This is a genomic window from Gemella sp. zg-570, assembly GCF_018866345.1.
Lineage (GTDB): Bacteria > Bacillota > Bacilli > Staphylococcales > Gemellaceae > Gemelliphila.
This window is the reverse complement of sequence record NZ_CP076443.1, coordinates 1,412,806-1,434,703: the sequence shown is the minus strand read 5'-3', so window position 1 is coordinate 1,434,703 and position 21,898 is coordinate 1,412,806. Positions and strand designations below refer to the sequence as shown.

At 33.9% G+C, this 21,898-nt stretch carries 24 protein-coding genes and 1 pseudogene; 18 read left to right on the top strand and 7 right to left on the bottom strand.

What is annotated here, in order from left to right; translation table 11 throughout:
- Position 1 precedes the first annotated feature (1 nt).
- Genes KMP11_RS06985 through KMP11_RS06965 form a run of 5 tightly spaced genes read right to left on the bottom strand, consistent with a single transcriptional unit; the run spans position 2 to position 5,495 of the window.
- On the bottom strand, positions 2–1,636 hold the full coding sequence (locus KMP11_RS06985; RefSeq protein ID WP_216279817.1) for a hypothetical protein: 1,635 nt from the start codon (positions 1,634–1,636) through the stop codon (positions 2–4).
- Positions 1,637–1,849 (bottom strand): helix-turn-helix domain-containing protein, encoded by a 213-nt coding sequence (locus tag KMP11_RS06980; RefSeq protein WP_215756412.1) that lies wholly within the window; start codon positions 1,847–1,849, stop codon positions 1,637–1,639.
- The gene (locus KMP11_RS06975) at positions 1,836–3,650 is read right to left on the bottom strand and encodes an AAA family ATPase (RefSeq protein ID WP_215756411.1); all 1,815 of its coding nucleotides are present in this window, start codon (positions 3,648–3,650) and stop codon (positions 1,836–1,838) included. The genes KMP11_RS06980 and KMP11_RS06975 overlap by 14 nt, the downstream gene beginning before the upstream one ends.
- Positions 3,650–4,099: an ABC-three component system middle component 2 gene (locus KMP11_RS06970; RefSeq protein WP_371741342.1), complete on the bottom strand. Its 450-nt coding sequence runs from the start codon at positions 4,097–4,099 to the stop codon at positions 3,650–3,652. Before KMP11_RS06970 ends, KMP11_RS06975 begins: the two co-directional genes overlap by 1 nt.
- Positions 4,092–5,495: an ABC-three component system protein gene (locus tag KMP11_RS06965; protein ID WP_216279816.1), complete on the bottom strand. Its 1,404-nt coding sequence runs from the start codon at positions 5,493–5,495 to the stop codon at positions 4,092–4,094. Before KMP11_RS06965 ends, KMP11_RS06970 begins: the two co-directional genes overlap by 8 nt.
- A gap of 407 nt (positions 5,496–5,902) precedes the next feature.
- Between KMP11_RS06965 and KMP11_RS06960 the strand changes: the two genes are divergently transcribed.
- From KMP11_RS06960 to KMP11_RS06900, 14 genes and pseudogenes are all read left to right on the top strand, one after another.
- Positions 5,903–6,469 (top strand): RNA polymerase sigma factor, encoded by a 567-nt coding sequence (locus KMP11_RS06960; protein ID WP_216279815.1) that lies wholly within the window; start codon positions 5,903–5,905, stop codon positions 6,467–6,469.
- 82 nt (positions 6,470–6,551) lie between these two features.
- Positions 6,552–6,761 carry a hypothetical protein gene (locus tag KMP11_RS06955; RefSeq protein ID WP_215756407.1) on the top strand — a complete coding sequence of 70 codons (210 nt, stop codon included), beginning with the start codon at positions 6,552–6,554 and terminating at the stop codon, positions 6,759–6,761.
- Complete coding sequence (locus tag KMP11_RS06950) at positions 6,754–7,065, top strand: rRNA biogenesis protein rrp5 (protein ID WP_215756406.1); 312 nt, start codon at positions 6,754–6,756, stop codon at positions 7,063–7,065. The genes KMP11_RS06955 and KMP11_RS06950 overlap by 8 nt, the downstream gene beginning before the upstream one ends.
- Before the next feature lies 1 nt (position 7,066).
- Complete coding sequence (locus KMP11_RS06945) at positions 7,067–8,194, top strand: DUF2800 domain-containing protein (protein WP_215756405.1); 1,128 nt, start codon at positions 7,067–7,069, stop codon at positions 8,192–8,194.
- Positions 8,195–8,196: 2 nt separating this feature from the next.
- Positions 8,197–8,748, top strand: coding sequence for a DUF2815 family protein (locus KMP11_RS06940; protein ID WP_215756404.1), 552 nt, complete (start codon positions 8,197–8,199; stop codon positions 8,746–8,748).
- 12 nt (positions 8,749–8,760) lie between these two features.
- Positions 8,761–8,892, top strand: a complete 132-nt coding sequence (locus tag KMP11_RS07865; protein ID WP_256444858.1) for a hypothetical protein — start codon at positions 8,761–8,763, stop codon at positions 8,890–8,892.
- A 170-nt stretch (positions 8,893–9,062) separates the two neighbouring features.
- Positions 9,063–11,000: pseudogene (locus KMP11_RS06935) on the top strand (DNA polymerase).
- Positions 11,001–11,121: 121 nt separating this feature from the next.
- On the top strand, positions 11,122–11,802 hold the full coding sequence (locus KMP11_RS06930; RefSeq protein ID WP_215756403.1) for a Rha family transcriptional regulator: 681 nt from the start codon (positions 11,122–11,124) through the stop codon (positions 11,800–11,802).
- A complete protein-coding gene (locus KMP11_RS06925) occupies positions 11,786–12,178 on the top strand; it encodes a DUF7768 domain-containing protein (RefSeq protein WP_253195956.1) in 393 nt (130 codons plus the stop codon). Before KMP11_RS06930 ends, KMP11_RS06925 begins: the two co-directional genes overlap by 17 nt.
- Positions 12,153–14,399: a phage/plasmid primase, P4 family gene (locus tag KMP11_RS06920; RefSeq protein WP_216279814.1), complete on the top strand. Its 2,247-nt coding sequence runs from the start codon at positions 12,153–12,155 to the stop codon at positions 14,397–14,399. The genes KMP11_RS06925 and KMP11_RS06920 overlap by 26 nt, the downstream gene beginning before the upstream one ends.
- 122 nt (positions 14,400–14,521) lie before the next feature.
- Positions 14,522–14,803, top strand: coding sequence for a PDDEXK family nuclease (locus KMP11_RS06915; RefSeq protein ID WP_215756400.1), 282 nt, complete (start codon positions 14,522–14,524; stop codon positions 14,801–14,803).
- Complete coding sequence (locus tag KMP11_RS06910) at positions 14,784–16,127, top strand: SNF2-related protein (RefSeq protein ID WP_216279813.1); 1,344 nt, start codon at positions 14,784–14,786, stop codon at positions 16,125–16,127. Before KMP11_RS06915 ends, KMP11_RS06910 begins: the two co-directional genes overlap by 20 nt.
- A 45-nt stretch (positions 16,128–16,172) precedes the next feature.
- Positions 16,173–16,628, top strand: a complete 456-nt coding sequence (locus KMP11_RS06905) for a DUF1492 domain-containing protein (protein WP_215756398.1) — start codon at positions 16,173–16,175, stop codon at positions 16,626–16,628.
- A gap of 175 nt (positions 16,629–16,803) precedes the next feature.
- On the top strand, positions 16,804–17,094 hold the full coding sequence (locus tag KMP11_RS06900) for an HNH endonuclease (RefSeq protein WP_252344692.1): 291 nt from the start codon (positions 16,804–16,806) through the stop codon (positions 17,092–17,094).
- A gap of 16 nt (positions 17,095–17,110) precedes the next feature.
- Here the strand turns inward: KMP11_RS06900 and KMP11_RS06895 are convergent, their stop codons facing one another.
- Together KMP11_RS06895 and KMP11_RS06890 are read right to left on the bottom strand one after the other, a co-directional pair.
- On the bottom strand, positions 17,111–17,383 hold the full coding sequence (locus KMP11_RS06895; protein ID WP_215756396.1) for a type II toxin-antitoxin system YafQ family toxin: 273 nt from the start codon (positions 17,381–17,383) through the stop codon (positions 17,111–17,113).
- Positions 17,383–17,658 carry a type II toxin-antitoxin system RelB/DinJ family antitoxin gene (locus tag KMP11_RS06890; protein WP_215756395.1) on the bottom strand — a complete coding sequence of 92 codons (276 nt, stop codon included), beginning with the start codon at positions 17,656–17,658 and terminating at the stop codon, positions 17,383–17,385. Before KMP11_RS06890 ends, KMP11_RS06895 begins: the two co-directional genes overlap by 1 nt.
- A 207-nt stretch (positions 17,659–17,865) precedes the next feature.
- On the opposite strand from KMP11_RS06890, the gene KMP11_RS06885 reads away from it, so the two are divergent.
- Genes KMP11_RS06885 through dcm form a run of 4 tightly spaced genes read left to right on the top strand, consistent with a single transcriptional unit; the run spans position 17,866 to position 21,885 of the window.
- Positions 17,866–18,417: a terminase gene (locus tag KMP11_RS06885; protein ID WP_216279812.1), complete on the top strand. Its 552-nt coding sequence runs from the start codon at positions 17,866–17,868 to the stop codon at positions 18,415–18,417.
- 2 nt (positions 18,418–18,419) lie between these two features.
- A complete protein-coding gene (locus KMP11_RS06880) occupies positions 18,420–19,202 on the top strand; it encodes an S-adenosylmethionine synthetase N-terminal domain-containing protein (RefSeq protein ID WP_215756393.1) in 783 nt (260 codons plus the stop codon).
- A 9-nt stretch (positions 19,203–19,211) separates the two neighbouring features.
- Positions 19,212–20,453, top strand: coding sequence for a site-specific DNA-methyltransferase (locus tag KMP11_RS06875; RefSeq protein WP_215756392.1), 1,242 nt, complete (start codon positions 19,212–19,214; stop codon positions 20,451–20,453).
- On the top strand, positions 20,446–21,885 hold the full coding sequence (gene dcm / locus KMP11_RS06870; protein ID WP_215756391.1) for a DNA cytosine methyltransferase: 1,440 nt from the start codon (positions 20,446–20,448) through the stop codon (positions 21,883–21,885). Before KMP11_RS06875 ends, dcm begins: the two co-directional genes overlap by 8 nt.
- The last annotated feature ends 13 nt before the right edge of the window (positions 21,886–21,898 follow it).

Genomic DNA, 21,898 nt, shown 5'->3' with positions numbered 1-21,898 from the left:
ATCAATTTGGTTTGATAGTTATATAGTATTTTCCTTTACTTCTACCAGATCCATTATCAATATGGTATGGCATTAGTAATTCTTTGCTTAATTTTCCGTGCGAAAATAAAAAAGATGTATAGTAAGGAGGATTGAACCACCCTTTGCCTTGGAATAAAGCTTCCTTAAGGTCTATATTAGCATCGATAACTTGTTTGATTTCATTTTTTACCAATGTTGTTAATTTACCTAGAGCACTATAGTCCAATATACTCGTTACATTTATTTTATAATATTCATTGCAGAACTTGATATAATTTTCTATATTTACATTTAAATTATTTGCAATAGTAGGGTTTTTATTGACTTGTTTTTTATCACAATAAAATATCAAAGTTGCAATTTTATTATCGATTTCATCAATATATTTAGTGAAAGCATCTTTGAAATTCGTAACCGACATTTTAGTAATTGTATAATTTTTTGAATCTTTTAGTTTTACTGATATACCCGAGTTATTTAATATTTCATAGTTAGGTATTAGTTTTAAATCCTCTTCAGTTAGTTGATAGTCATTTTTTAGTAGTAGATTCCTATCAATTGGCGTACAGGTTCTAATTATATAATTGTCAGATTTACACATAACTTTCTTTTTGGCGTTTTTTGAAAATTTATGTCCAACAACTTTAATGACATAGTAGTGATTGTTAGTGTCTAAATTGAGATCTGCACTCAAATATTTCCAAAAGGAATGTGATTTGTTTTTATTTAGTAGTTTAGAAAAACTGAATTCTTCAATATTTCCCTCGAATGTCCCCATATTGTTGGTATTTTGTAACATTAGGTTTGCAAGATCGTTTTGTATATTTCCATATTTAAGTTGAATATATCCACGTTTTTTTTTGCCAGAATCAGTTCCTTTAAGGTCGGCATTATAAGTTTGGAAAGACAATCTACCAACATTAAAGGTGCTTTTTTCTATTTCATTTTCTAGGTTAAATTCTAGTAATTTTGATTGCTTAATCCAGGATCCATGACGTTCATTTCCATGATAGATATAATGTACTTCCTTTCCTACTTTGCCAAAAAATAATGCACGTCGTATTATTGCTTCTTTATTATTGGTCAATAAATTTTGAATTTTTGTCCATTTATCTGAGAATAATATTTTGAACTGAGTGGTTGAAAATCTTCCAATGACGTTACCTTTAAGATCTCTTTTTATAGGTGCAGTTCCGTCAATTGTACCATCTGCCCAAATTAATAATCGTAAATCATTGTATACCGATTCATCGCAGTCATTAACACTATTTAAACTTTTTAGCCAATTTATAAAAGATTCAATATCTTCCTGATGAACACTGTTTCCATTTCCAATTTTTGTACTAATACCAAATGTACTATCTTTTATATGTATATAAAAATCAGGTTTTACATTTATTTTTTTGTTTGAAACGGGATCAAGCTCTTTAGTGGCAATTTCTGAGGTAATTATCGTATTGTCAGAAATTGAAATTTGATTATCCGAGCAAATACTTAGTATAAATTGTTTTAAATGAGATGATAATTCTTGTAAAGATTTGTTATTTAAACATTTTACTAAAATTTCTTCATTTGAAAAACCATGTGAATTATTTCCTGTAATGTGCATACTCATTTAATTTTCCTCCTTGTAACTTTCCATAATATCTTCGAGTCTGCAATCCAAAGCGTTGCAAATTTTCAGCAAAATATCTGTTGTAATATTTTCTCCTCTTCCTAATTTTGCAATAGAAGAAGGACTGACACCGCTGACTTCCATTAGTTCTTTTTTGTTCATTCCTTTGTCAATTAGTAGTTTCCATAATTTGTTATAGCTAATTCGTAACATCAATTTCCTCCTGTTCTAGATATAAAAAGCCTTGTCTTCCAAAATTAGAGAATTCAATAATATTTGCATTTTGAGTATCCATATCTTTGAAATGTTCGGCATTTTCTACAATTATTAACTGTCCAGATTTATACGATTGGGTTAAGTAATTGAATAAACCTATTTTCATTAAATCACTTTGATCTTGGTATATTTCTTCATCTAGACCTAGAGTAGGACTATCTATAATTAAATAGTCGATATTATGGTCAGCATATTCATTCATATATTCTTTCAATGATAAAGCTACTATACTATTTACAAAAGATCTATAACCATTCCCATTGTTTTGATGTTTTTTCAATCCATTAATACGTACATCAAAGTCTTTTCTATTAAATTCAACAGTTGAAACATCGGGATAATTACAACTTGATAAAAGACTTTTAATTATATCTCCTAGACTATCGTAAAAATTACTTGAGAAATGCTCTTTAGGATGGTACTCATTTTTTTTATCAGTAGTTTCTTTTCCAAAATCTTTTAAATCTTTCTCATATGAAGAAATGTAATCATCAATAGATTTCAGATTTTCTTTGAGATTACTATATTTTGTGTATAAAGAGAGTGTATTTTTTATACTATCCACTTGTGGTTGTAAAGTGCGTTTGATATGACTTTTTATTTTCAAGTACTCGTTATTTAAGTTTTTTAAAGTTTCTTTTTGAGATTCAATTTCATTACCTAAATCAAGCGTAGTTAATTCTAGAGAATGAGAGTGTTCTAAAATATGACTAAGTTCAGCCTTTGCAGATTCAATATATGAGTGATTACCTTCTATTTTAATTTCAGAATCACAGAATGGACACAGTCCACCATTAGAATGAGCATCCAGTAATGTGCTTCCTTCTACAATTAAAGAAAGACGCTTGATATCTGAAATATATTGTTCTCTCAAATTATTATATCTATCTTTGAGTACGTCATTTTCAATTAATTCATTCTGTACTTTAGAAATATCTTCTAAAATAGTATTAGCTTGTGTATTATATTGATTGATGATTGTTTCAGATATTTCGAGTTCCTTAATTAAAGTTGTCATCTCTTTATTTATATCTAAGTTTTCGAACTCTGATAAGTTTTTTACCAATATATTTTTTTGTTGAACTAAACTATTTACTTTAAGAGCTACATAATCGTTAAGGGCAGTATTTTTTGCTTCTTGTATTTCTTTTGTTACATTAGCGTCATAACTAGAAAAATCTTTTGATGATAATAGATAAATTAAGGAAGACAAAAACGCAGTCTTGCTAGTATTATCCATAGAGAGAAGTATAGACTCTTTATTACTAATGTTTGTTTGAGAAATATAATTAATATCAGAAATAGTTCTCCATGTAAGAGAATTTCGCACAAAATCTTTATTTTTTATAACATTAACAGGAGTATTTATACCTATTAAGTACAATAATAAATCGGATAGATACATCTTTTTGTCGCTACGTTTACTAGCGTTTAGATAATAATCTCCATCGTTAATAGTTGGGATTGTTGAAGTAATATGTACTTTATTTGTATTAAAATTTCTGGAAATGATAATTTTACCTTCTGGGTGAATAAGAGTGAGTTGAACATTATCATAACCATGAGTTTTAGAAAAAGGGAGATTTTTACTACCTAGACAATAGTCAATAGAATCGGCAATGCAACTTTTACCCGTATTAGATGGTCCAATAATGAAATTTATATTTGGAGAAAACTCAATAATAGCATCTTTTCTTAATTTTCCTGTAGCTCGTATTTCTTTTATATAAAACGACACTAAAGTATACCTCCTTCCAATTTTATAGATTTTTTGCTAACTAATTGTTGTAACTCAATATCATTTTTGTGATGAAAGTTTTTATAAATTTTTTCAGCTAAGATAATGTATTCATTTTTATATTCTGATTCAATTGAGTTTACAATGTTAATTCCGTTATTATTAATGGCGTAGACGAATCCATGTTCAGTCGATGTAGCTGTTATTAATCCTTTTTGTATCAAGATTTGTAATCCTTTTTTTGTAAAAGTTCTTCTTAATGATAATTGACTAAATGCTAGTGAAGAATTACCATGTAAATTATGAAGTGCAATATTGAATATTTTTGAAAAACAAACCATAAAATCATAAAGATATATCCGTTCTAACGAAATAGGAGAGGTTTGAACAGATAGCATCAATAATGTGCGTAGACTGAATTCTGTAGGAGTATTAAATATTTTATTCATCTATTGTCACCCACGATCTAATTACATTATCATTTACTAAAACATGACAGATACCTCTTTTTTCTAAATTTCCTATCAATCCAATGATATTTTTTAATGTTGAATTATCTAAAGTAATAGTAGTAATTTTTTCTAATATGGCATTTAGTCTCTCTAATCCAGTAGTATAATGATTTAGGTATGTCATTTCGATACCACTAAATGCATCTTCTTTCAATATCTCCATCTGATACTCTCCGTCATCAAATACATCTCTAATAGCGCGTTGTTTTTGCTCTAACGCAAAATAAGATTTATTTTGTGTTTCATAGTGGTTTTTTAAGTTAGGTAGAAGAGAATTAATGTTTGATGAAGTAATATCTATGTTAGTAATCTCAGAATATAACTCATAAAGGGCTTGTACATATTTTTCATCTTCACTACTTATATTAGCATCTGGAGAAATACTGATTGGTATACTTATATCCACTCCAGATATAGTTATGGTATTTTTATACTTATTATATCTGGCTTGTGCAATAGGAACTAAAGGTTTATTATTTGAAATTTCTAAATTATTAATTTCTAAATTTATCACCCCACCATTACTTGCATTGAAAAAATTATTTGTAACTTGTGGTGTATTCTGTTTATTCTCTTCTAAGGTATTTTGAATATATTCATCATCAATAGGTTTTGTTGACGCTACTACATTCATCTGGGAAGAAGATGAATTAAACATATTATTAATGTCATCTTCAGATAAATCAGTTAATTGAATACTATTAAATCTATTTCCTAAGGCGTCATTATTAAATTTCCAAATTCCTTGGCTAGACTTTGAATGCCAACTTAGGAATGTTGGTCTACCTAAGCTATTATCTGTTCGATTTTTCAATATAAATAGAAGGATGCTAAAAAGAAATATGGGAAGACATACATGCTCAATTTGAGGAAAATTTTTCTTTTCTATCTCTTGATTAATATCAATATCAAAATGCTCTGTATCAGATATTTCTATATCTAGTATTATGGTTTCCAATAGTACTTTAGTTAGCCATTTTCTTTTATCTGTTCCTAAATAATTATTTATTAACCTAGAAATTCGAGAAAGAATTTCTAGGTTATTTTTGTTTGAAGCAAATGTTGATACGTTCTGAAAATTATCTAATTCAATGTATACACTTTTAAAATCTGAACATTGCTTATAGTTACTTGTAGCTTTTTTTATTGTGTTTCCCATATGTGAAGTATCATCACCAGTTAAAACATAATTTAATGCGTGCATTAGATCAATTTCACGTAGATTGTCGGTTCCACCTTTCAGTTTATCTCTTGCTTTTTGCCGTGGTTTTCTAGCAGGTAAAAGTAGTGAAAAAAATATACCTCCTGTAAGATAAGGAACATTTTTAGTCATATTTTTTCCTCCTTTCTTAAATTAGTAACGCCCAGGTACCTTAGGCACCTCAAAGTACATTTGACTAGGACTATATCTACTATAGGGTAGTATATGTAGAAACAATTAATTTCATTTATTGTAAATATTATATCAAAATTGAAGCAAAAAATATATTCAATAGTATAAGAAAATTTTGTTTTTAGACAAATAATTACAATAAAAGATAGTTTTCTACTTATTAATATTCCCTTCTTAGCTCATCAATTAGCTACTGATGACTGGCAGCGAAGAAGGGAAAACAAAATTTAATAGTATCAACCTAGCCAGTTGGTTGATCTGAAATGAGGAATTCATTTTATGATCAACAACAATAGGAAATTCCACTGGGTTCCTCATTTCCATTATGGAAAGAGAGGTAACCAAAAGTGGTTAATAAAAATTACATTGGGAAGAAAACCCCACAAAACAAACGCACTACATACAAGTATTATGTAACAGAAAAGACAGAAAAAGGTGAGTGGAAAACAAAAGTTGTATGTGAAATCAAACCAGATGGCACTGAAGAAACAGAGATTTTAATAGATACTCTTCATAAAATGGACGATGCTGAGATTTACAACAATATCAAAAATAAACGCAAGATTTTAAATAATAAAGAGAAAGCAGAAAAGAACAAGTGGGAAAAAGAACATCCAGATAAAGAATGGGACTTTAACTACACACAGTCGTTAGATGCCATAGAAGAAAAAGGCATTCAGTTAGACAAAACATCAATTTTGGCAGTATCAGATAATATAGAGCTTGATGAAAACGTTGAAAAGCTTAAGGATGCAATGCAAAAACTGACACCTAAACAAAGAGAACTGATTCAAAAAGTATTTTATGACGAAATTCCCCAAGTGGAAATCGCAAGACAAGAGAATGTCTCTCCATCTGCGATTCATAATCGCCTACAAAAGATTTTTAAAGCAATACGAAAAAATTTTGAGTAGGGGGTTCATTTTAGCAACTTTTCTTTGCCTATATATGTGAAGGGGTTAAGCCTTTCAAAAAATATATAGGAGGATAGTTGCTATGAACTTAAAACATAGAGTATGTATCAACGTAACAGATAGTGGTGGCAACAAGAAAGCGGTGCTACGTGGTGGTATGCGAATTATACCACGGAAAATAGCACAGTGGCTGTTTGGAGAAAATCTTGAGATTTTAGTCCTAACACCTGGTCAAAGCGTTGAATCGGTAGAGATACATGAAGTGAAGAAAGGAGAAGATAGGGATGAGTAAAACGAAGTTGTTGCTAGACGTAGTGGAGAATTTGCGAAATTTAGCTGATAGTCTTCAAGATCTACATGACGTAATGGTTAAACCACTAAATGTTGAAACAGTAGGTGCTATAGAAGAAAAAAATAAAAATTCAGAAAAAACGAAAGTCTCTCTTGAAGAAGTGCGTGGTTTACTTGCAAAAAAATCTAAGGAAGGAAAGTCTGCGGAAGTAAGGGCATTAATTCAAGGGTATGGTGTGGTTAAGTTATCTGAAATAAATACATCTGACTATGAAGATTTATTTAAGAAAGCAGAGGTGTTGTAGAATGACTGAAAAACATGCGGTTTTAAGTCCATCGTCAGCACATCGATGGATTACATGTCCAGGACTTCCACAATTAGAAAAATTTTTTGCAAACAAGACAAGTGAAGTAGCACATGAGGGAACACTCGCACATGCTGTAGCAGAAAACAAATTAAGAAAAGCACTCGGTATGAAATATAAGATGATTCAAGTATCCGACATAGATATGGACGCATATACAGATGATTATGTAGCCTATATCTTGCAGGAACTGGAAAATATCAAGCAGTCAACAAAAGACCCCGTAGTCTTGGTTGAAGAACGTTTAGATTTTTCAAACTATGTACCCGAAGGTTTTGGTACCGGTGATTGTCTGATTATCGCAGATGAAAAACTCTATATTATTGATTTTAAATATGGAAAATCTGTACAAGTTGATGCAAAAGATAATCCACAAATGATGTTGTATGCTCTAGGCGCTTTAAATCTCTATGATGCACTATACGACATTAAGGAAGTCACGATGACCATCTTCCAACCGCGAAAGTTTCATATTTCAAGGGATACGAAATCAGTAGACGATTTGTTACATTGGGCGAATACAGAGTTAAAAGAAAAGGCTGAATTAGCTTTTAAAGGTGAAGGAACGATTGAGTATGGACCTTGGCTACAATTTAGTAACTGTAATGCCGTACTAAGAGTTAGGAAAGACTATCATGATAAACTCAAACAATTTCAACTAGCGTCGCCACATTTATTAACCGATGCAGAAATAGAAGAAGTGCTAGAACACGTAGATGACTTAGTTAAATGGGCAACGGAGATAAAAGAATATGCAACGAAAGTCGCAATAGAAACTGATAAAGAGTGGTCTGGTTACAAGTTAGTAGAAGGACGTTCAATTCGTAAATTTAAAGATGAAGAACAAGTCGCAAAAATAGCACAAGAAAATGGTTATACGAACATTTATCGTCAAAGTCTAATTACACTGACGGATATGCAAAAGTTGATGGGACGAGATAAGTTCAATGAGTTATTAGGAAATTACATTTATAAACCACAAGGTAAGCCTACTCTTGTGCCAATAACAGATAAAAGAAAAACATTCATTATGCATAATGCAAAACAAGAATTTAAGGAGGAAAAGTAAACATGACAAATAAGTTAAACAATACAAAGGTAGTAACGGGAGTAAACACACGATTTTCATATTTTAACGGTTGGGAGCCGGTGTCTATCAATGGAAGTAATCCAAAGTACAGTGTATCGGTTTTAATTCCAAAGGATGATAAAGAAACAATCACAAAAATTGAAAAAGCGATAGATGTTGCGATTGAACAAGGAATTGCTAAATTTGGAGGTAAAAAACCAAATAAACAATCGATAAAATTACCACTACGTGATGGGGATATTGAACGAGAAGATGAGGCCTATAAAGGACATTATTTCATTAATGCTAATTCAACAACAGCCCCACAAATCGTAGATAAAAATGTAGAACCCATTTTAAACCGTGAAGAAGTGTACAGTGGTTGTTATGGGCGAGTATCGTTAAACTTCTATGCTTTTAACTCTAATGGAAATAAAGGAATCGCCTGTGGTTTAGGGAATATCCAAAAATTACGAGATGGAGAACCATTAGGTGGTAGAAGTAATGCGGCTGATGATTTTAGTACAATAGAAGATGATGAGTTTCTAGCTTAGGAGGATAAAAAGATGAGTGAATTTTTAACAGTAATGGCTTATGTTTCAATGATTTTATGGACGTTATTTGGATTATTTATGCTTTATACGTCTGTACGTGATGATATTCGCAACGAGAAAAAACGTAAGGAGGAAAAACAATGATTGACATAGTAAATGGCTTACTTGTCCTACTCCTAGGTGTATATATTGGTGAAATTGTCATTAAGCGACTAACTGACTTATACATTGAAATTAAAGACAAATTCGATAAGTAGATGACAATGGGAGTGGAGAGATTCGCTCCCTTTGTTTGATTGGAGATAAAAATGAAAATAGAAAAACTCAGTATTGATATTGAAACATTCTCTAGTGTTAACCTCGCAAAGTCAGGAGTGTATCGTTATGTTGAGTCAGATGATTTTGAGATATTACTATTTGCTTATTCGATTAATGATGAACCCGCCAACATAGTGGATGTCGCCAGTGGAGAGAAGATACCGCAAGGAATAGTTGATGTGCTAAAAGATAACACGATAGCTAAATGGGCATTTAATGCACAGTTTGAACGTATTTGTTTATCACGTTATCTAGGTTTGAAAGCTGGAGAATACTTAAACCCGATGAGTTGGCGATGCACGATGATATGGTCTGCTTATATGGGGTTACCATTATCGCTTGAAGGAGTAGGTACTGTACTAGGATTGGATAAGCAGAAATTAACAGAAGGCAAAGACCTTATTCGTTATTTTTGTGTACCGTGTAATCCTACTAAGTCAAATGGGCAAAGAACAAGAAATTATTATTATCATGATGAAAAAAAGTGGCAACAGTTTAAAGAATACAATAAGCGAGATGTAGAAACTGAACAAGCAATACAAACTAAGCTAAAAAAATTTCCAGTACCAGATTTTATATGGGATGAGTACATCTTGGATCAAAGAATCAATGATTGCGGCATTTTAGTAGATAAAGAGTTTGTCAAACAAGCAATCAAAACAGATGAAAAAGTGCGAAATGAGCTTTTATTAGATTTACAAGAAATAACGGGTTTAGATAATCCAAATTCAGTAGTTCAATTAAAAGAGTGGTTATTATCTAAATGAATAGAAGTTGAAAGTTTGGATAAGAAATTAGTTATGAAATTAGTCAAAGAAACAAAAGGTGAAATTGCTGAAGTATTGGGTAAAAGACTACAACTTGCGAAGTCATCGGTTAAAAAGTATCAAGCAATGAATAATGTAGCTTGCGAGGATAATCGGTGTCGAGGTATGTTTCAATTTTTGGGAGCCAATCGTACAGGACGGTTTAGTGGTAGATTGGTTCAATTGCAAAATCTACCACAAAACCATATGAAGGATTTATCTGAAGTAAGGGAACTATTCAAACAGAAAGACTCTAACTTAGAGTTACTTTACGATGATATTCCTAAAGTGTTATCAGAGTTAATTCGTACAGCGTTTATTCCATCAAAAAATAAAAAATTTTATGTAGCGGATTTCTCAGCTATTGAAGCAAGAGTGATTGCATGGCTTGCAGGAGAGAGTTGGCGTGAAAAAGTGTTTAAAGAAAATGGAGACATTTACTGTGCTAGTGCTAGTCAGATGTTTGGTGTTCCAGTTGAAAAGCATGGTGCAAATAATCATTTAAGGCAAAAAGGGAAAATTGCTGAACTTGCTCTTGGTTATGGTGGGTCGATTGGAGCCTTAACGGCTATGGGAGCATTAGATATGGGATTAGCTGAAGAAGAGTTAAAACCACTGGTTGATGTATGGCGAGAGTCTAATCCAAATATTGTTGATCTTTGGTGGAGTTTCGATAAGGCTGTAAAAGATGCGGTGAAAGGACGGACAACAACTAGAAAACATGGAATTGAGTTTAATTGTAAAAGTGGGTTACTTAGAATAACACTACCTAGTAAACGTCAACTAACCTACATCAAACCACGAATTGATATGAACAAGTTTGGTAGTGAGTCAGTGACTTATGAAGGAGTAGGCACAACGAAAAAATGGGAGCGAATTGAAAGTTATGGTTCTAAGTTTGTCGAAAATATCGTTCAAGGAATTGCCCGAGATATTTTGCTATATGCGATGAAAAATTTAAGTGATTATGACATAGTAGCCCACGTACACGATGAAGTAATTATTGAATGGGATAAAAACATAAAGATCGAAGATATTATTCAAGTTATGAACCATGTACCTGACTGGGCTAAAGGTTTGATGTTAAATGCAGACGGATATGTGTGTGATTTCTATAAAAAAGATTAATGTGGGAAATTTTTTCTCACATTTTTTTATTAAGGGGGTTCATTTTAGCTAAATTTCTTTGCCTATAGATGTGAGAGGTATAAGACCTTTTCAAAAGATAAAACTATAGGAGGTAGCTACTATGAAAGAGCTAATACCAAAAAACGAATTTGGCATTTTTGCCGACAAGCATGATATTGCACGAGTAGATAGTTTGTTTGTGGCTGAGGCATTTGGGAAAAACCACAAAGAAGTACTGAGGGATATTAGAAAAATGACTGAAGTAAATTCTGGACTAAGTGAAGAATTTGCTGAGCGCAATTTTGCGCTGGGGTCTTATAAAGATAAGCAAAATCAAAAAAGACCTTGTTACTACTTAACTAGAGATGGGTTCACGATGCTTGTGATGGGATACACTGGAATTAAGGCGATGAAGTTTAAAGAGTTGTACATTAAACGATTCAATGAAATGGAAGAGTTTATCTCGACATTACAGTCTGCAAGATATGAATTTCCACATTTAACTGAAAACATTAAACTCATTCATATAAATCCAAAACCATACCACTTCAGTAATGAGTGTGACTTGATTAACAGAGTAGCTTTAGGACAGTCAGCTAAACAATTTAGACTTGCTAACGGAATTGAAAAAGGAAAAAGTATTCGACCTTATTTAACAAAAGAACAGATTAATCTTGTTGAAGTTTTACAAAAAGTGGATGTAGGATTGCTTGTTGCTTTTTCAAATTATGAAGATAGAAAACGACACTTAGAGTGGTACAAAACAAAATGGGAGGAGCAAAACAATGTCAAAATCAATTAATCGAGTAATGAAAGAAAAAGGGACGGAGTTTAAACCTTTGATTTATATCTGCGCACCATTTAGTGGGAATGTAGAAAGGAATATTAAAAATGCAGTTAAATTGGCAGAATTAGCTTATCAAAAAGGTTGTATTCCACTAACTCCACACTTACTGTTTCCATTTATGGATGATGACAACAAAAAACATCTAAAAGATGCGATGTTCATGGATATTATCTTTTTAGGTAAATGTCAAGAGTTATGGGTGTTAGGAGATACCATTACAGAAGGTATGGAAAAAGAAATTCAAGTCGCAATGCAAAGACGTCAAACAATTAAACATTTTAATAATGATTTTTTGGAGGTAGCGTATGAATCTGACGATTTATTCATCTAATGATAGTGGGAATGCGAAAAACTGCGTATACCAAACGTTGCATACAGTACGTAATGCTGAAGAATTAAAACAAGCCGTTTTACATGACCATGTTTGTGCGAGGTTTAAAAACAATTATCGAAATAAGGAAAACTTTATAAGTAGTGATTGTGATGTGTTTGACTGTGATAACGAGCATAGCGACAATCCAAGTGATTGGATTTATCCAGAAGATTATGAGTTTTTACTAGACGGTGTGAGTTACGCAGTAGTTCCAAGTAGAAATAATATGAAAGATAAAAATGGAAGATCAGTACGACCAAGACACCATGTTTATTTTCCACATAAGTCGTTTAATAGTACTGAAGAATGTGAGAACTTCAAACGAAAAGTACAAGCAAAGTATTCTTTCTTTGATGCTAATGCACTAGACGCTGCACGTTTTATCTTTGGACATAATACGGATGAGATTGTTTGGTTTGAAGGGACTAAAACAATTGATGAACTATTGTTTGATGATGTGGATGTGTTTGAAGAAATGGAGTTACAACTACCTAGTATTGAAGAAGGTTCAAGGAATGCTACTCTGAGTCATATCGCAGGAAAACTTATCAAGCGATATGGCAATTCGGATACTGCTTATCAATTGTTCTTAAAAGAGGCAGAAAAGTGTAATCCACCATTAGAACAAGATGAACTGCGTACGATTTGGAACAGTGCAATTAAGTTTGGTCATAAGATAAGCAGTCAAGCAGACTACATTCAACCAGAACACTATAACCAAGAATTACAACTTATGCCCACAGACTACTCGGATGTTGGGCAAGCAACGGTTCTTGCTCGTGAGTACAAACATAAATTACGTTACTCACCTTCAACAGAGTATTTAGTATATAACGGAAGATTTTGGGAAGAGTCTAAACCTTTAGCCCAAGCAGTCGCACAAGAATTAACCGAGCGACAATTAGATGAGGCAACGATTGAAATTGAAAAGTGTTTAAAAGATTTAACGAACACTGGTGCTATGAAACTCATTATAGGAATAGGGGCTAAAAAAGCGAAAGAGCAATTTAATAAACTACAAAAACGTGCATATGAAAAATACGAGAATGCTTTGAATTATGAAAAGTATGCTATCAAAAGACGTGATAGCAAATATATTTGGTCTGCTTTGAAAGAAGTACATCCGATGATACAAATAGCACCTGTAGATTTAGACACAAATGAGTTTCTACTCAATACTCCAAAAGGAACAATTAACTTGCAAAACGGTAGCTTGCAAGCACATAATCCTAGTAATTTTATTACGAAACAGACAAGTGTAAGTGTATCAAACGAAAATGAACATATATGGCTAGAAACACTAAATACTATTTTTGTAAATGACCAAGATTTAATTGATTATGTTCAGCTGATTGTAGGTTTAGCTGCAATTGGCAAAGTATATGTAGAGGCACTCATTATTTCTTATGGCGAAGGACGAAATGGGAAGTCCACCTTTTGGAATGTCATTTCAAGAATATTAGGAACCTACGCTGGTAGTATCTCGGCAGATATTTTAACGAGTCAAATTAGACGAAACGTCAAACCAGAACTAGCTGAGGCAAAGGGTAAACGCCTACTAATTGCCGCTGAATTAGAAGAAGGAATGCGACTAAATACATCTAACATCAAGCAACTGTGTTCAACAGATGAAATTGCAGCGGAGAAAAAATACAAAGACCCATTCAAGTATGTACCAACGCACACCTTAGTCCTTTATACCAATCATCTACCAAAAGTTGGAGCAATCGATAAAGGGACGTGGCGACGTTTGATTGTTATTCCGTTTCTAGCGACTATTGAAGGCAGTCAAGATATTAATAACTATGCTGATTATTTATATGAAACCTGTGGCAGTGTAATACTTCAATGGGTTATTGATGGTGCTCAGAAAGTAATTAAAGCAAACTATCATCTAACCTTACCACAAATCGTGCAAGAATCTATTGAAACCTATAAGAAAAATAACGATTGGTTAGGTTATTTTATTGAAGAGTGTTGTGAAATGGATAAGGCTTATACTCAAAAATCAGGAGAGTTTTATAGTGAGTATCGTGCGTTTTGTGCACGAAGTGGGGAGTATGCACGAAGTACTTCTGATTTTTACACAGCATTGGAATCAATTGGAGTCGAGCGTAAAAAGACTAAACAAGGTATTTTGATTTATGGCTTACGTTTGAAAAGTGAGTTTTTAAACTAAGGTGCAAGTCATAGAAGGTCATATACAGTACTTTTTCTATAGTATAAAAATTTTTAATCTATATAAAAGTATAGTATAAGACTTTCTACAACCTGCAACCATATAAGTGGAGGTATTAAGAAATGCTAGAAAAAAGAGTAGAACAACAATTAGTGAAACAAGTAAAAGCTAAAGGTGGTTTATGTTTAAAGCTAAATAGTCAGAGTATGAGTGGTATTCCAGATAGGTTAGTTTTGTTACCACCAGGGAAAATAGGTTTTGTAGAAGTGAAGCAGAAAGGAAAGAAACCAAGACCACTTCAAATACGAAGAATGAAACAATTGATGGAGTTAGGTTTTTACTGTTCGCTCATGGATGAGATAGAACAAGCTGGAGGTGTAATTGATGAAATATGTGCCACATAGTTATCAAGAATATGCTAAAGAATTCATTGTGAAGAATAAGGTAGCTGCTTTGCTACTTGAAATGGGTTTAGGCAAAAGTGTCACAACACTAACAGCTATTGATGAGCTTATATACGATAGATTTGAAGTGAGTAAGGTTTTAGTTATAGCACCGCTTAGAGTAGCGATTAGTACATGGCCAAGTGAAATCAAAAAATGGGAACATTTAAATAGACTAACTTACTCAGTGGTAGTTGGAACTGAGAAAGAACGCTTGTTGTCTTTAAACAAGAAAGTAAATATTTATATCATTAATCGTGAAAATATAGATTGGTTAGTGAACAAAAGTAGAGTAACGTTCGATTTTGATATGGTAGTCATTGATGAACTGAGTTCTTTTAAATCATATCAAAGTAAACGAGTGAAAAGTTTACTAAAGGTTCGACCGTACATTAAACGCATAGTTGGTTTAACAGGAACACCAAGCAGTAATGGTTTGATGGATTTGTGGGCTGAGTTTAGAATACTTGATTTTGGAGAAAGACTGGGTCGATATATTAGTCACTACCGCAGCACATACTTTGTTCCCGATAAGCGAAATGGTGCAATTGTATATAGCTATAAGCCACAAAAGAATGCTGAAGAACGAATCTATGAAAAAATTTCAGATATTACCATTTCAATGAAAGCCAAAGACCATCTGAAGATGCCGGATTTAGTCATGAATGAAGTAAATGTAGAGCTGAGCAATAAAGATAAAACAAAGTACGAAGAGTTTAGAAAAGAAATGGTTATGCAAGTAAGTGATAGGGAAATTGATGCTGTAAATGCTGCAAGTCTATCCAACAAACTACTACAGATGGCGAGTGGTAGTATTTATGATGAAGATGGAAAGTTTTATGAAATCCATGATAAAAAATTAGATGCACTGGAAGACTTAATTGAAGGAGCAAATGGGAAGCCAGTGCTAGTGGCGTATTGGTTTAAATCAGATAAAGAACGAATTGAAAAAAGATTCAAAGTAAAAGAAATCAAAACAAGCGAAGATATAGCTGAGTGGAATAAAGGGAACATTCCAGTAGCACTCGTCCACCCAGCAAGTGCAGGGCATGGTTTGAATTTACAACAAGGCGGCTCTACTTTGATTTGGTATTCACTCACTTGGTCATTGGAGTTGTACCAACAAACCAACGCACGGCTTTATCGTCAAGGGCAAACACAAACAGTGGTGATTCAACACATTATCACTAAAGGCACGATAGATGAAGATGTCCTAAAGGCATTGAAACGAAAAGATAAAATACAAACGGCACTGATGAATGCCGTGAAAGCACAGATTGAGTAGAAATTCTATCGAGAATTTACCTCAAAGTAACAGGAGGTAAAAGACATGAGTGCAGTGAATATACTAAATCGAGTAAAGGAAATAGAGAAAGAGATACAAATCAAACAAAATCTTGCGATGAGTTATCGACAAATCGCAGAAGGCTTACAATCTCCAAAGTATTCAGATATTCCTAAAAGTCCTAATCGTAAGCGAGAGCCGATGGCAGATGCATTGAACAAAGCGATGGATTTGGAAAATGAAGTCAAAGAATTAGAAAAAGAAATTGTATCAGTGAAATCAACCATCTTTCATGTGATTCAGTTAGTGGAAAACAAGGAGCAACAGTTGATATTACTGGAACGCTATATACATGAACAACCGTGGAATAATATCATCAAGAAGATTAACTACTGTCGTTCGCGTGTTTTTGAACTTCATAACGATGCCATAGTGAGTTTTTATAGGGCATATGATAACTTCGGACTCGAACGGACTTCAGTGGACTCGAGTGGACGTTGAAAGACTAGTAGTCTTTATGTTATGATATACTTGTCAAAATAGAATAAAGAGAAGCCTTGAAGGAGAAATCCGACAGGGCTTTTTTCATACCCCAAAGGAGAAAGTCATGCCGAGAAAACCAAAGCGACCGTGTTCATATCCAAGTTGTCCGAAGCTGACGGAAGGACGATTTTGTATGGAACATGAACGACAAGAGAATAAGCGATACGAACAGTATGACCGTAATCCAGTAGTCAGAAAACGTTACGGCCATAATTGGCGAAAGATACGTGCCAGTTATGTTAAAGCTCATCCTTACTGTGAACGATGTTTTAAAGAAGGTCGTATGAAACGTGTAGAAGAAGTTCATCATATCAAGCCACTCGCTGAAGGTGGTACACATGATACAACTAATTTAATCTCGCTTTGTCAGTCTTGTCACAGTAAAATTCACGCACGAAATGGAAGTCGATGGAATAAAAAATAGTCACTCAAGTGAGTGACTAAAATAAATCTGAATGCGACCCTGTATCGATCATAGTTAAGGTTAGAATATCATTTTCTATTAAATAAATTAAAAGCCAATCTGGTTTGATATGACATTCATGATATCCAGCAAAATTACCTGTTAACATGTGATTCCTATGTTTTTCTTCGAGAGGAATGCCTTTACTTAATTTTGTGATGACATCCTCTAATAAACTAAGATCATAGCCTCGTTTCTTCATTAGTTTATAACTTTTTTTGAATTTATTGGTGTACTTGATATGATACATTATTCTTCATCCAATGCTTTAAATAAATCTTTAACAGATGAATAACTTGGTACATTTGGGTCTTTAGAAATTTTTCTTGCTTCTTCCATAGCATCTAACGTTTCTTGATTATACTTTGGAAGTTCTACTGTAAAAGGTAAACCTCCACGTAGAACGCATTGACGTAAGAACATATTCACTGCACTAGACATATCTAAGCCAAGTCTCGAAAATAATGCGTTGGCATCTTCTTTAACAGTCGAATCGATTCTAATTTGAGTTGGACTTGTAGCCATAATTAATACCTCCTTTAATCAAGTATAATTATACTACAAAAACAACACATTGTAAACCGATGTGGTGACTGATGAAAGGGTAGGGGGGAGTTAAATCTCTAAAAATGATCCGATCCAACAACGGGTGCCTCCCATCACGCACAAAAATAGCGAAATCAAAAGGGTAATAGGGAAAAATCAAAAATAAAATAAAGTGAGGTGATAGAAATGCCGACAAAATCAAACAATATCGGAGGACGTGGTGGTAAAAGAATCGGTGCAGGAAGAAAGAAAAAAGCCACAATTGAAAAATATAAAGAAGGAAATCCTAGTGGGAGAAAACTAGAAATATTAGATATTCCTGAAATTGAAGGAGTCAGCATGCCAGAGCCGCATGAGTTTTTATCCACAATACAAAAAGATGGTACAAGTCTTCAAGCAAAAGAAATTTTTGAAGAAACCTGGAAATGGCTTCATGAAATCGGAGTTGGCAGGAAAGTTCCGATCCCATTTCTTGAAAGATATGCCATGAGTAGTGCTAGATGGATTCAATGTGAAGAGATGACAAGTAAACTAGGTTTTTTATCGAAACATCCAACAACAGGCAAACCGATTCCGTCTCCATTTATTAATATTGGCATTAACTATATGAATCAAGCAGTACGGCTATGGAATGAAATCTTTCAAATTGTTAAAGAAAACTGTTCTACAGAATTTGATGATATTACACCTCAAAATGATATGATGGAGCGTTTACTACGTTCTAGGAAAGGATTATAAATATGATTGAAAAAGTAAACCCACAACACCCAGACAAGATTGCTGATCGCATTGCAGGGGCAATTGTGGACTTAGCCTATACAAAGGAAGATGAACCAAAGATTGCAATTGAGGTATTGATTGGACATGGTAAGTGTCATGTCATTATTGAAACCACAGTCACTCTAAAGAAAAAAGAGATTATCCCAATTATTGAACGCATTGCTGGTAAGATATCGTGTGATATCACAATTGAAAAACAAGATGAACATTTGGCAAATAATCAAAAAGAGAAAATGCGATGTGGTGATAATGGTATCTTTAAAGGTGTTCCACTCACAGATGAACAGAGACGACTATCAGATATTGCACGAAACATTTATAGACAATACCCATTTCACGGCAAGTATATTTTAGACAAAGAGAAACTAATCATCTGTCAAAGTAATGCCTATACGCAGTTTTTACAAAGTCAATTTCCAAATGCCATCATCAATCCGTTAGGTGATTGGACTGGTGGTACGGATGTAGACACTGGTGCTACTAACCGTAAGCTAGGCAGTGATATGGCAGATTCAATAACAGGTGGTGGTTTACATGGTAAAGATTTATCGAAAGCAGATGTATCGGTCAATATTTATGCTTTTTTAAGAGCACAACAGGTAAATGAATCTGTGTTGTTCTCTTGTGCTATTGGCGATGAAACGATTGACGGTATACCGTATGAGGATATTGTCAACATCGCAAAAGAATATGTAGACTCCGTTGGCGGTTTTGAAAAACTAGCCGAATGGGGTCTTTTTTAGAGGTGTGATATGAACAAAGAAGCAACCTATTATTTAGCTAATATTCATGACCTTATCCCTTATGCGAACAATGCAAGGACGCATTCAGATACTCAAATTGCACAAATTGCTTCCAGCATAAAAGAGTTTGGGTTTCTTAATCCAATTATTGTATCACGTGATCACACAATTCTCTGTGGACACGGTCGTTATTATGCCGCACAAAAGTTAGGTCTTGAAAAGATACCATGTATAAAAGAGGAACATCTAACGGAAGCACAAAAGAAAGCCTATATTATCGCAGATAATAAACTAGCACTTAACGCTGGGTGGGATAATGACCTATTAACCATTGAGTTATCAGAATTACAAGGGTTAGACTTTGATTTAGACTTACTTGGATTTGATGATAAAGAATTATCCAAACTGTTTGATGATGACAAAGAGACTCAAGAATATGACTTTGATGTCAATGACGAGTTAACGAAACCAACGATCACACAATTCGGTGACATTTGGCATTTAGGCAAACATATGTTAATTTGTGGTGATTCTACCAAAGAAGAAACTTATAAAAAGTTACTCGGAGATACTAAAGTCAATCTAGTGGTAACTGATCCGCCTTATAATGTGAACTATGAAGGTAGTGCAGGAAAAATTAAAAACGATGATATGGAAGATGGAGCGTTTTATCAGTTCTTGTGTGATGCTTTTACGCAAGCTGAAAAGGTCATGGCACAAGATGCAAGTATCTATGTGTTCCATGCGAATACGGAAGGCTACAATTTCAGAAAAGCATTTAAAGATGCAGGATTTTATTTATCAGGGACGTGTATTTGGAAAAAACAGTCACTTGTTTTGGGGCGAAGCCCTTATCAGTGGCAACATGAACCCATTTTGTTTGGTTGGAAACAAAAAGGTAAACATCAATGGTATACCGGTAGAAAAGAATCCACGATTTGGGAGTTTGATAAACCAAAGAAAAATGCAGATCATCCAACGATGAAACCCATCGAGTTGATGGCTTATCCGATTAAAAATTCAAGTATGACCAATAGTGTCGTGTTAGATATGTTTGGTGGTAGTGGCTCTACTTTACTGGCGAGTGATCAACTGGGTAGAATCTGTTATTCCATTGAACTTGATGAAAAATTTTGTGATGTGATTGTAAAACGATATATCGAACAAGTCGGAAAGTCGGATGATGTGTATGTCGTCCGTGATAATAAGAAAGTATCATACGATGATTTAGTAGGTGATGAAAATGCGTAAGCTAACAATGGGAAGTTTGTTTTCAGGGTCAGGAGGTTTTGAACTCGCTTCAAAATTGTCTGGTATTACACCGATTTGGAATTCAGAAGTCGAACCGTTTCCTGTGCTTGTCACTAGGAAGAATTTCCCAGAAGTCAAACAATTAGGCAATATTCAACATATCAACGGCAAAAGAATACCACCAGTAGATATCATTACTTTTGGTAGTCCTTGTCAAGATTTATCTATAGCAGGCAAAAGACAAGGGTTGGACGGTAAACGGTCTAACCTTTTTTATGAAGCGATTCGAGTAATTAAAGAAATGAGGAAGGAAACAAATGGTAACTATCCACGATTTATCATCTGGGAAAATGTCCCAGGTGCCTTCTCAAGCAACAAAGGAGAAGATTTCAGATGTGTCCTTGAAGCCATCTGCCACATCAAAGACATACAGACATCTATCCCTAGACCTTCAAAATGGGAAAACAGTGGCGACATCATGGGTGGAGCATTCTCTCTTGCATGGCGAGTGTTGGACGCTCGGTATTTTGGAGTCCCCCAAAGACGCAAAAGAATCTTTCTTGTCGCAGATTTTAATGGCAGAAGTGCCAGTGAAATATTATTTGACGAAAAAAGCGTGCCAAGGAATATTGAAACGAGCTCAGATGAGAGGAAAACAACTACCAAAAGAATTGGAAGACGCACTACGTTGTGCTTAAACGACCAAGGTGGAGAGCGTATGGACGTGACCGAAGATTTCACAGCCACACTTCGTGCCAAAGGGAATCGAGCCCCGTATGTGTTTGAAAATCACGGACAAGATAGTCGATTTAATGGACCACTTGACGTATCCCCAACATTGGGGGCAAACCTTGGTTTAGGGGACAATAATCAACCATTGGTAGTGGATGCCAAAACTTACGACATTCGTTTGACAAGCGAAAACACACGCAATGTCAGGGCGACTATTTACGAAACAGATACCTCAAGAACGATTGATACTGGAGGCAACAATCTAGACAGAAATCAAGGTGGATTAGCTGTGGTGTATTCCACCAGTAAAAACTCACACCATACAATCGCTAATGTGAATGAAGTTGGGACGCTTGTGGCAAGTGATTATAAAGATCCACCAACCGTCATGGAAAGAAACTTAAAGGTTCGTAGATTAACACCATTAGAGTGTGGTCGATTACAAGGCTTTCCAGATGACTGGTGTAAGGATTTAGCGGTTCTAGAACCTAGTGAAAAAAATATACGGCTTTGGAGAGCTGTCTTTGAAGAACATCGACTCATCAATGGCAAAAGCAAATCGAAGTCTGATAAACAAATTAAAAAATGGCTATCCAATCCATATTCGGATACGGCTCAGTATAAAATGTGGGGAAACGGTGTCGCCCTTCCATGTGTCGTTTATCTGATGAAAAAAATCTTCGAAATAGCGAACAAATGACTTGATAAATAAT

Excerpts from the sequence above, each read along its gene's own strand:
- KMP11_RS06915 (WP_215756400.1), top strand. The coding sequence starts at position 14,522 with ATGCTAGAAAAAAGAGTAGAACAACAATTAGTGAAACAAGTAAAAGCT.
- KMP11_RS06945 (WP_215756405.1), top strand. The coding sequence starts at position 7,067 with ATGACTGAAAAACATGCGGTTTTAAGTCCATCGTCAGCACATCGATGG.
- KMP11_RS06925 (WP_253195956.1), top strand. The coding sequence starts at position 11,786 with ATGTCAAAATCAATTAATCGAGTAATGAAAGAAAAAGGGACGGAGTTT.
- KMP11_RS06940 (WP_215756404.1), top strand. The coding sequence starts at position 8,197 with ATGACAAATAAGTTAAACAATACAAAGGTAGTAACGGGAGTAAACACA.
- KMP11_RS06910 (WP_216279813.1), top strand. The coding sequence starts at position 14,784 with ATGAAATATGTGCCACATAGTTATCAAGAATATGCTAAAGAATTCATT.
- KMP11_RS06980 (WP_215756412.1), bottom strand. The coding sequence starts at position 1,849 with ATGTTACGAATTAGCTATAACAAATTATGGAAACTACTAATTGACAAA.
- KMP11_RS06955 (WP_215756407.1), top strand. The coding sequence starts at position 6,552 with ATGAACTTAAAACATAGAGTATGTATCAACGTAACAGATAGTGGTGGC.
- KMP11_RS06985 (WP_216279817.1), bottom strand. The coding sequence starts at position 1,636 with ATGAGTATGCACATTACAGGAAATAATTCACATGGTTTTTCAAATGAA.
- KMP11_RS06930 (WP_215756403.1), top strand. The coding sequence starts at position 11,122 with ATGAAAGAGCTAATACCAAAAAACGAATTTGGCATTTTTGCCGACAAG.
- KMP11_RS06895 (WP_215756396.1), bottom strand. The coding sequence starts at position 17,383 with ATGTATCATATCAAGTACACCAATAAATTCAAAAAAAGTTATAAACTA.
- KMP11_RS06885 (WP_216279812.1), top strand. The coding sequence starts at position 17,866 with ATGCCGACAAAATCAAACAATATCGGAGGACGTGGTGGTAAAAGAATC.
- KMP11_RS06970 (WP_371741342.1), bottom strand. The coding sequence starts at position 4,099 with ATGAATAAAATATTTAATACTCCTACAGAATTCAGTCTACGCACATTA.
- KMP11_RS06965 (WP_216279816.1), bottom strand. The coding sequence starts at position 5,495 with ATGACTAAAAATGTTCCTTATCTTACAGGAGGTATATTTTTTTCACTA.
- KMP11_RS06880 (WP_215756393.1), top strand. The coding sequence starts at position 18,420 with ATGATTGAAAAAGTAAACCCACAACACCCAGACAAGATTGCTGATCGC.
- KMP11_RS06950 (WP_215756406.1), top strand. The coding sequence starts at position 6,754 with ATGAGTAAAACGAAGTTGTTGCTAGACGTAGTGGAGAATTTGCGAAAT.
- KMP11_RS06890 (WP_215756395.1), bottom strand. The coding sequence starts at position 17,658 with ATGGCTACAAGTCCAACTCAAATTAGAATCGATTCGACTGTTAAAGAA.
- KMP11_RS06875 (WP_215756392.1), top strand. The coding sequence starts at position 19,212 with ATGAACAAAGAAGCAACCTATTATTTAGCTAATATTCATGACCTTATC.
- KMP11_RS06900 (WP_252344692.1), top strand. The coding sequence starts at position 16,804 with ATGGAACATGAACGACAAGAGAATAAGCGATACGAACAGTATGACCGT.
- dcm (WP_215756391.1), top strand. The coding sequence starts at position 20,446 with ATGCGTAAGCTAACAATGGGAAGTTTGTTTTCAGGGTCAGGAGGTTTT.
- KMP11_RS06920 (WP_216279814.1), top strand. The coding sequence starts at position 12,153 with ATGAATCTGACGATTTATTCATCTAATGATAGTGGGAATGCGAAAAAC.
- KMP11_RS06905 (WP_215756398.1), top strand. The coding sequence starts at position 16,173 with ATGAGTGCAGTGAATATACTAAATCGAGTAAAGGAAATAGAGAAAGAG.
- KMP11_RS07865 (WP_256444858.1), top strand. The coding sequence starts at position 8,761 with ATGAGTGAATTTTTAACAGTAATGGCTTATGTTTCAATGATTTTATGG.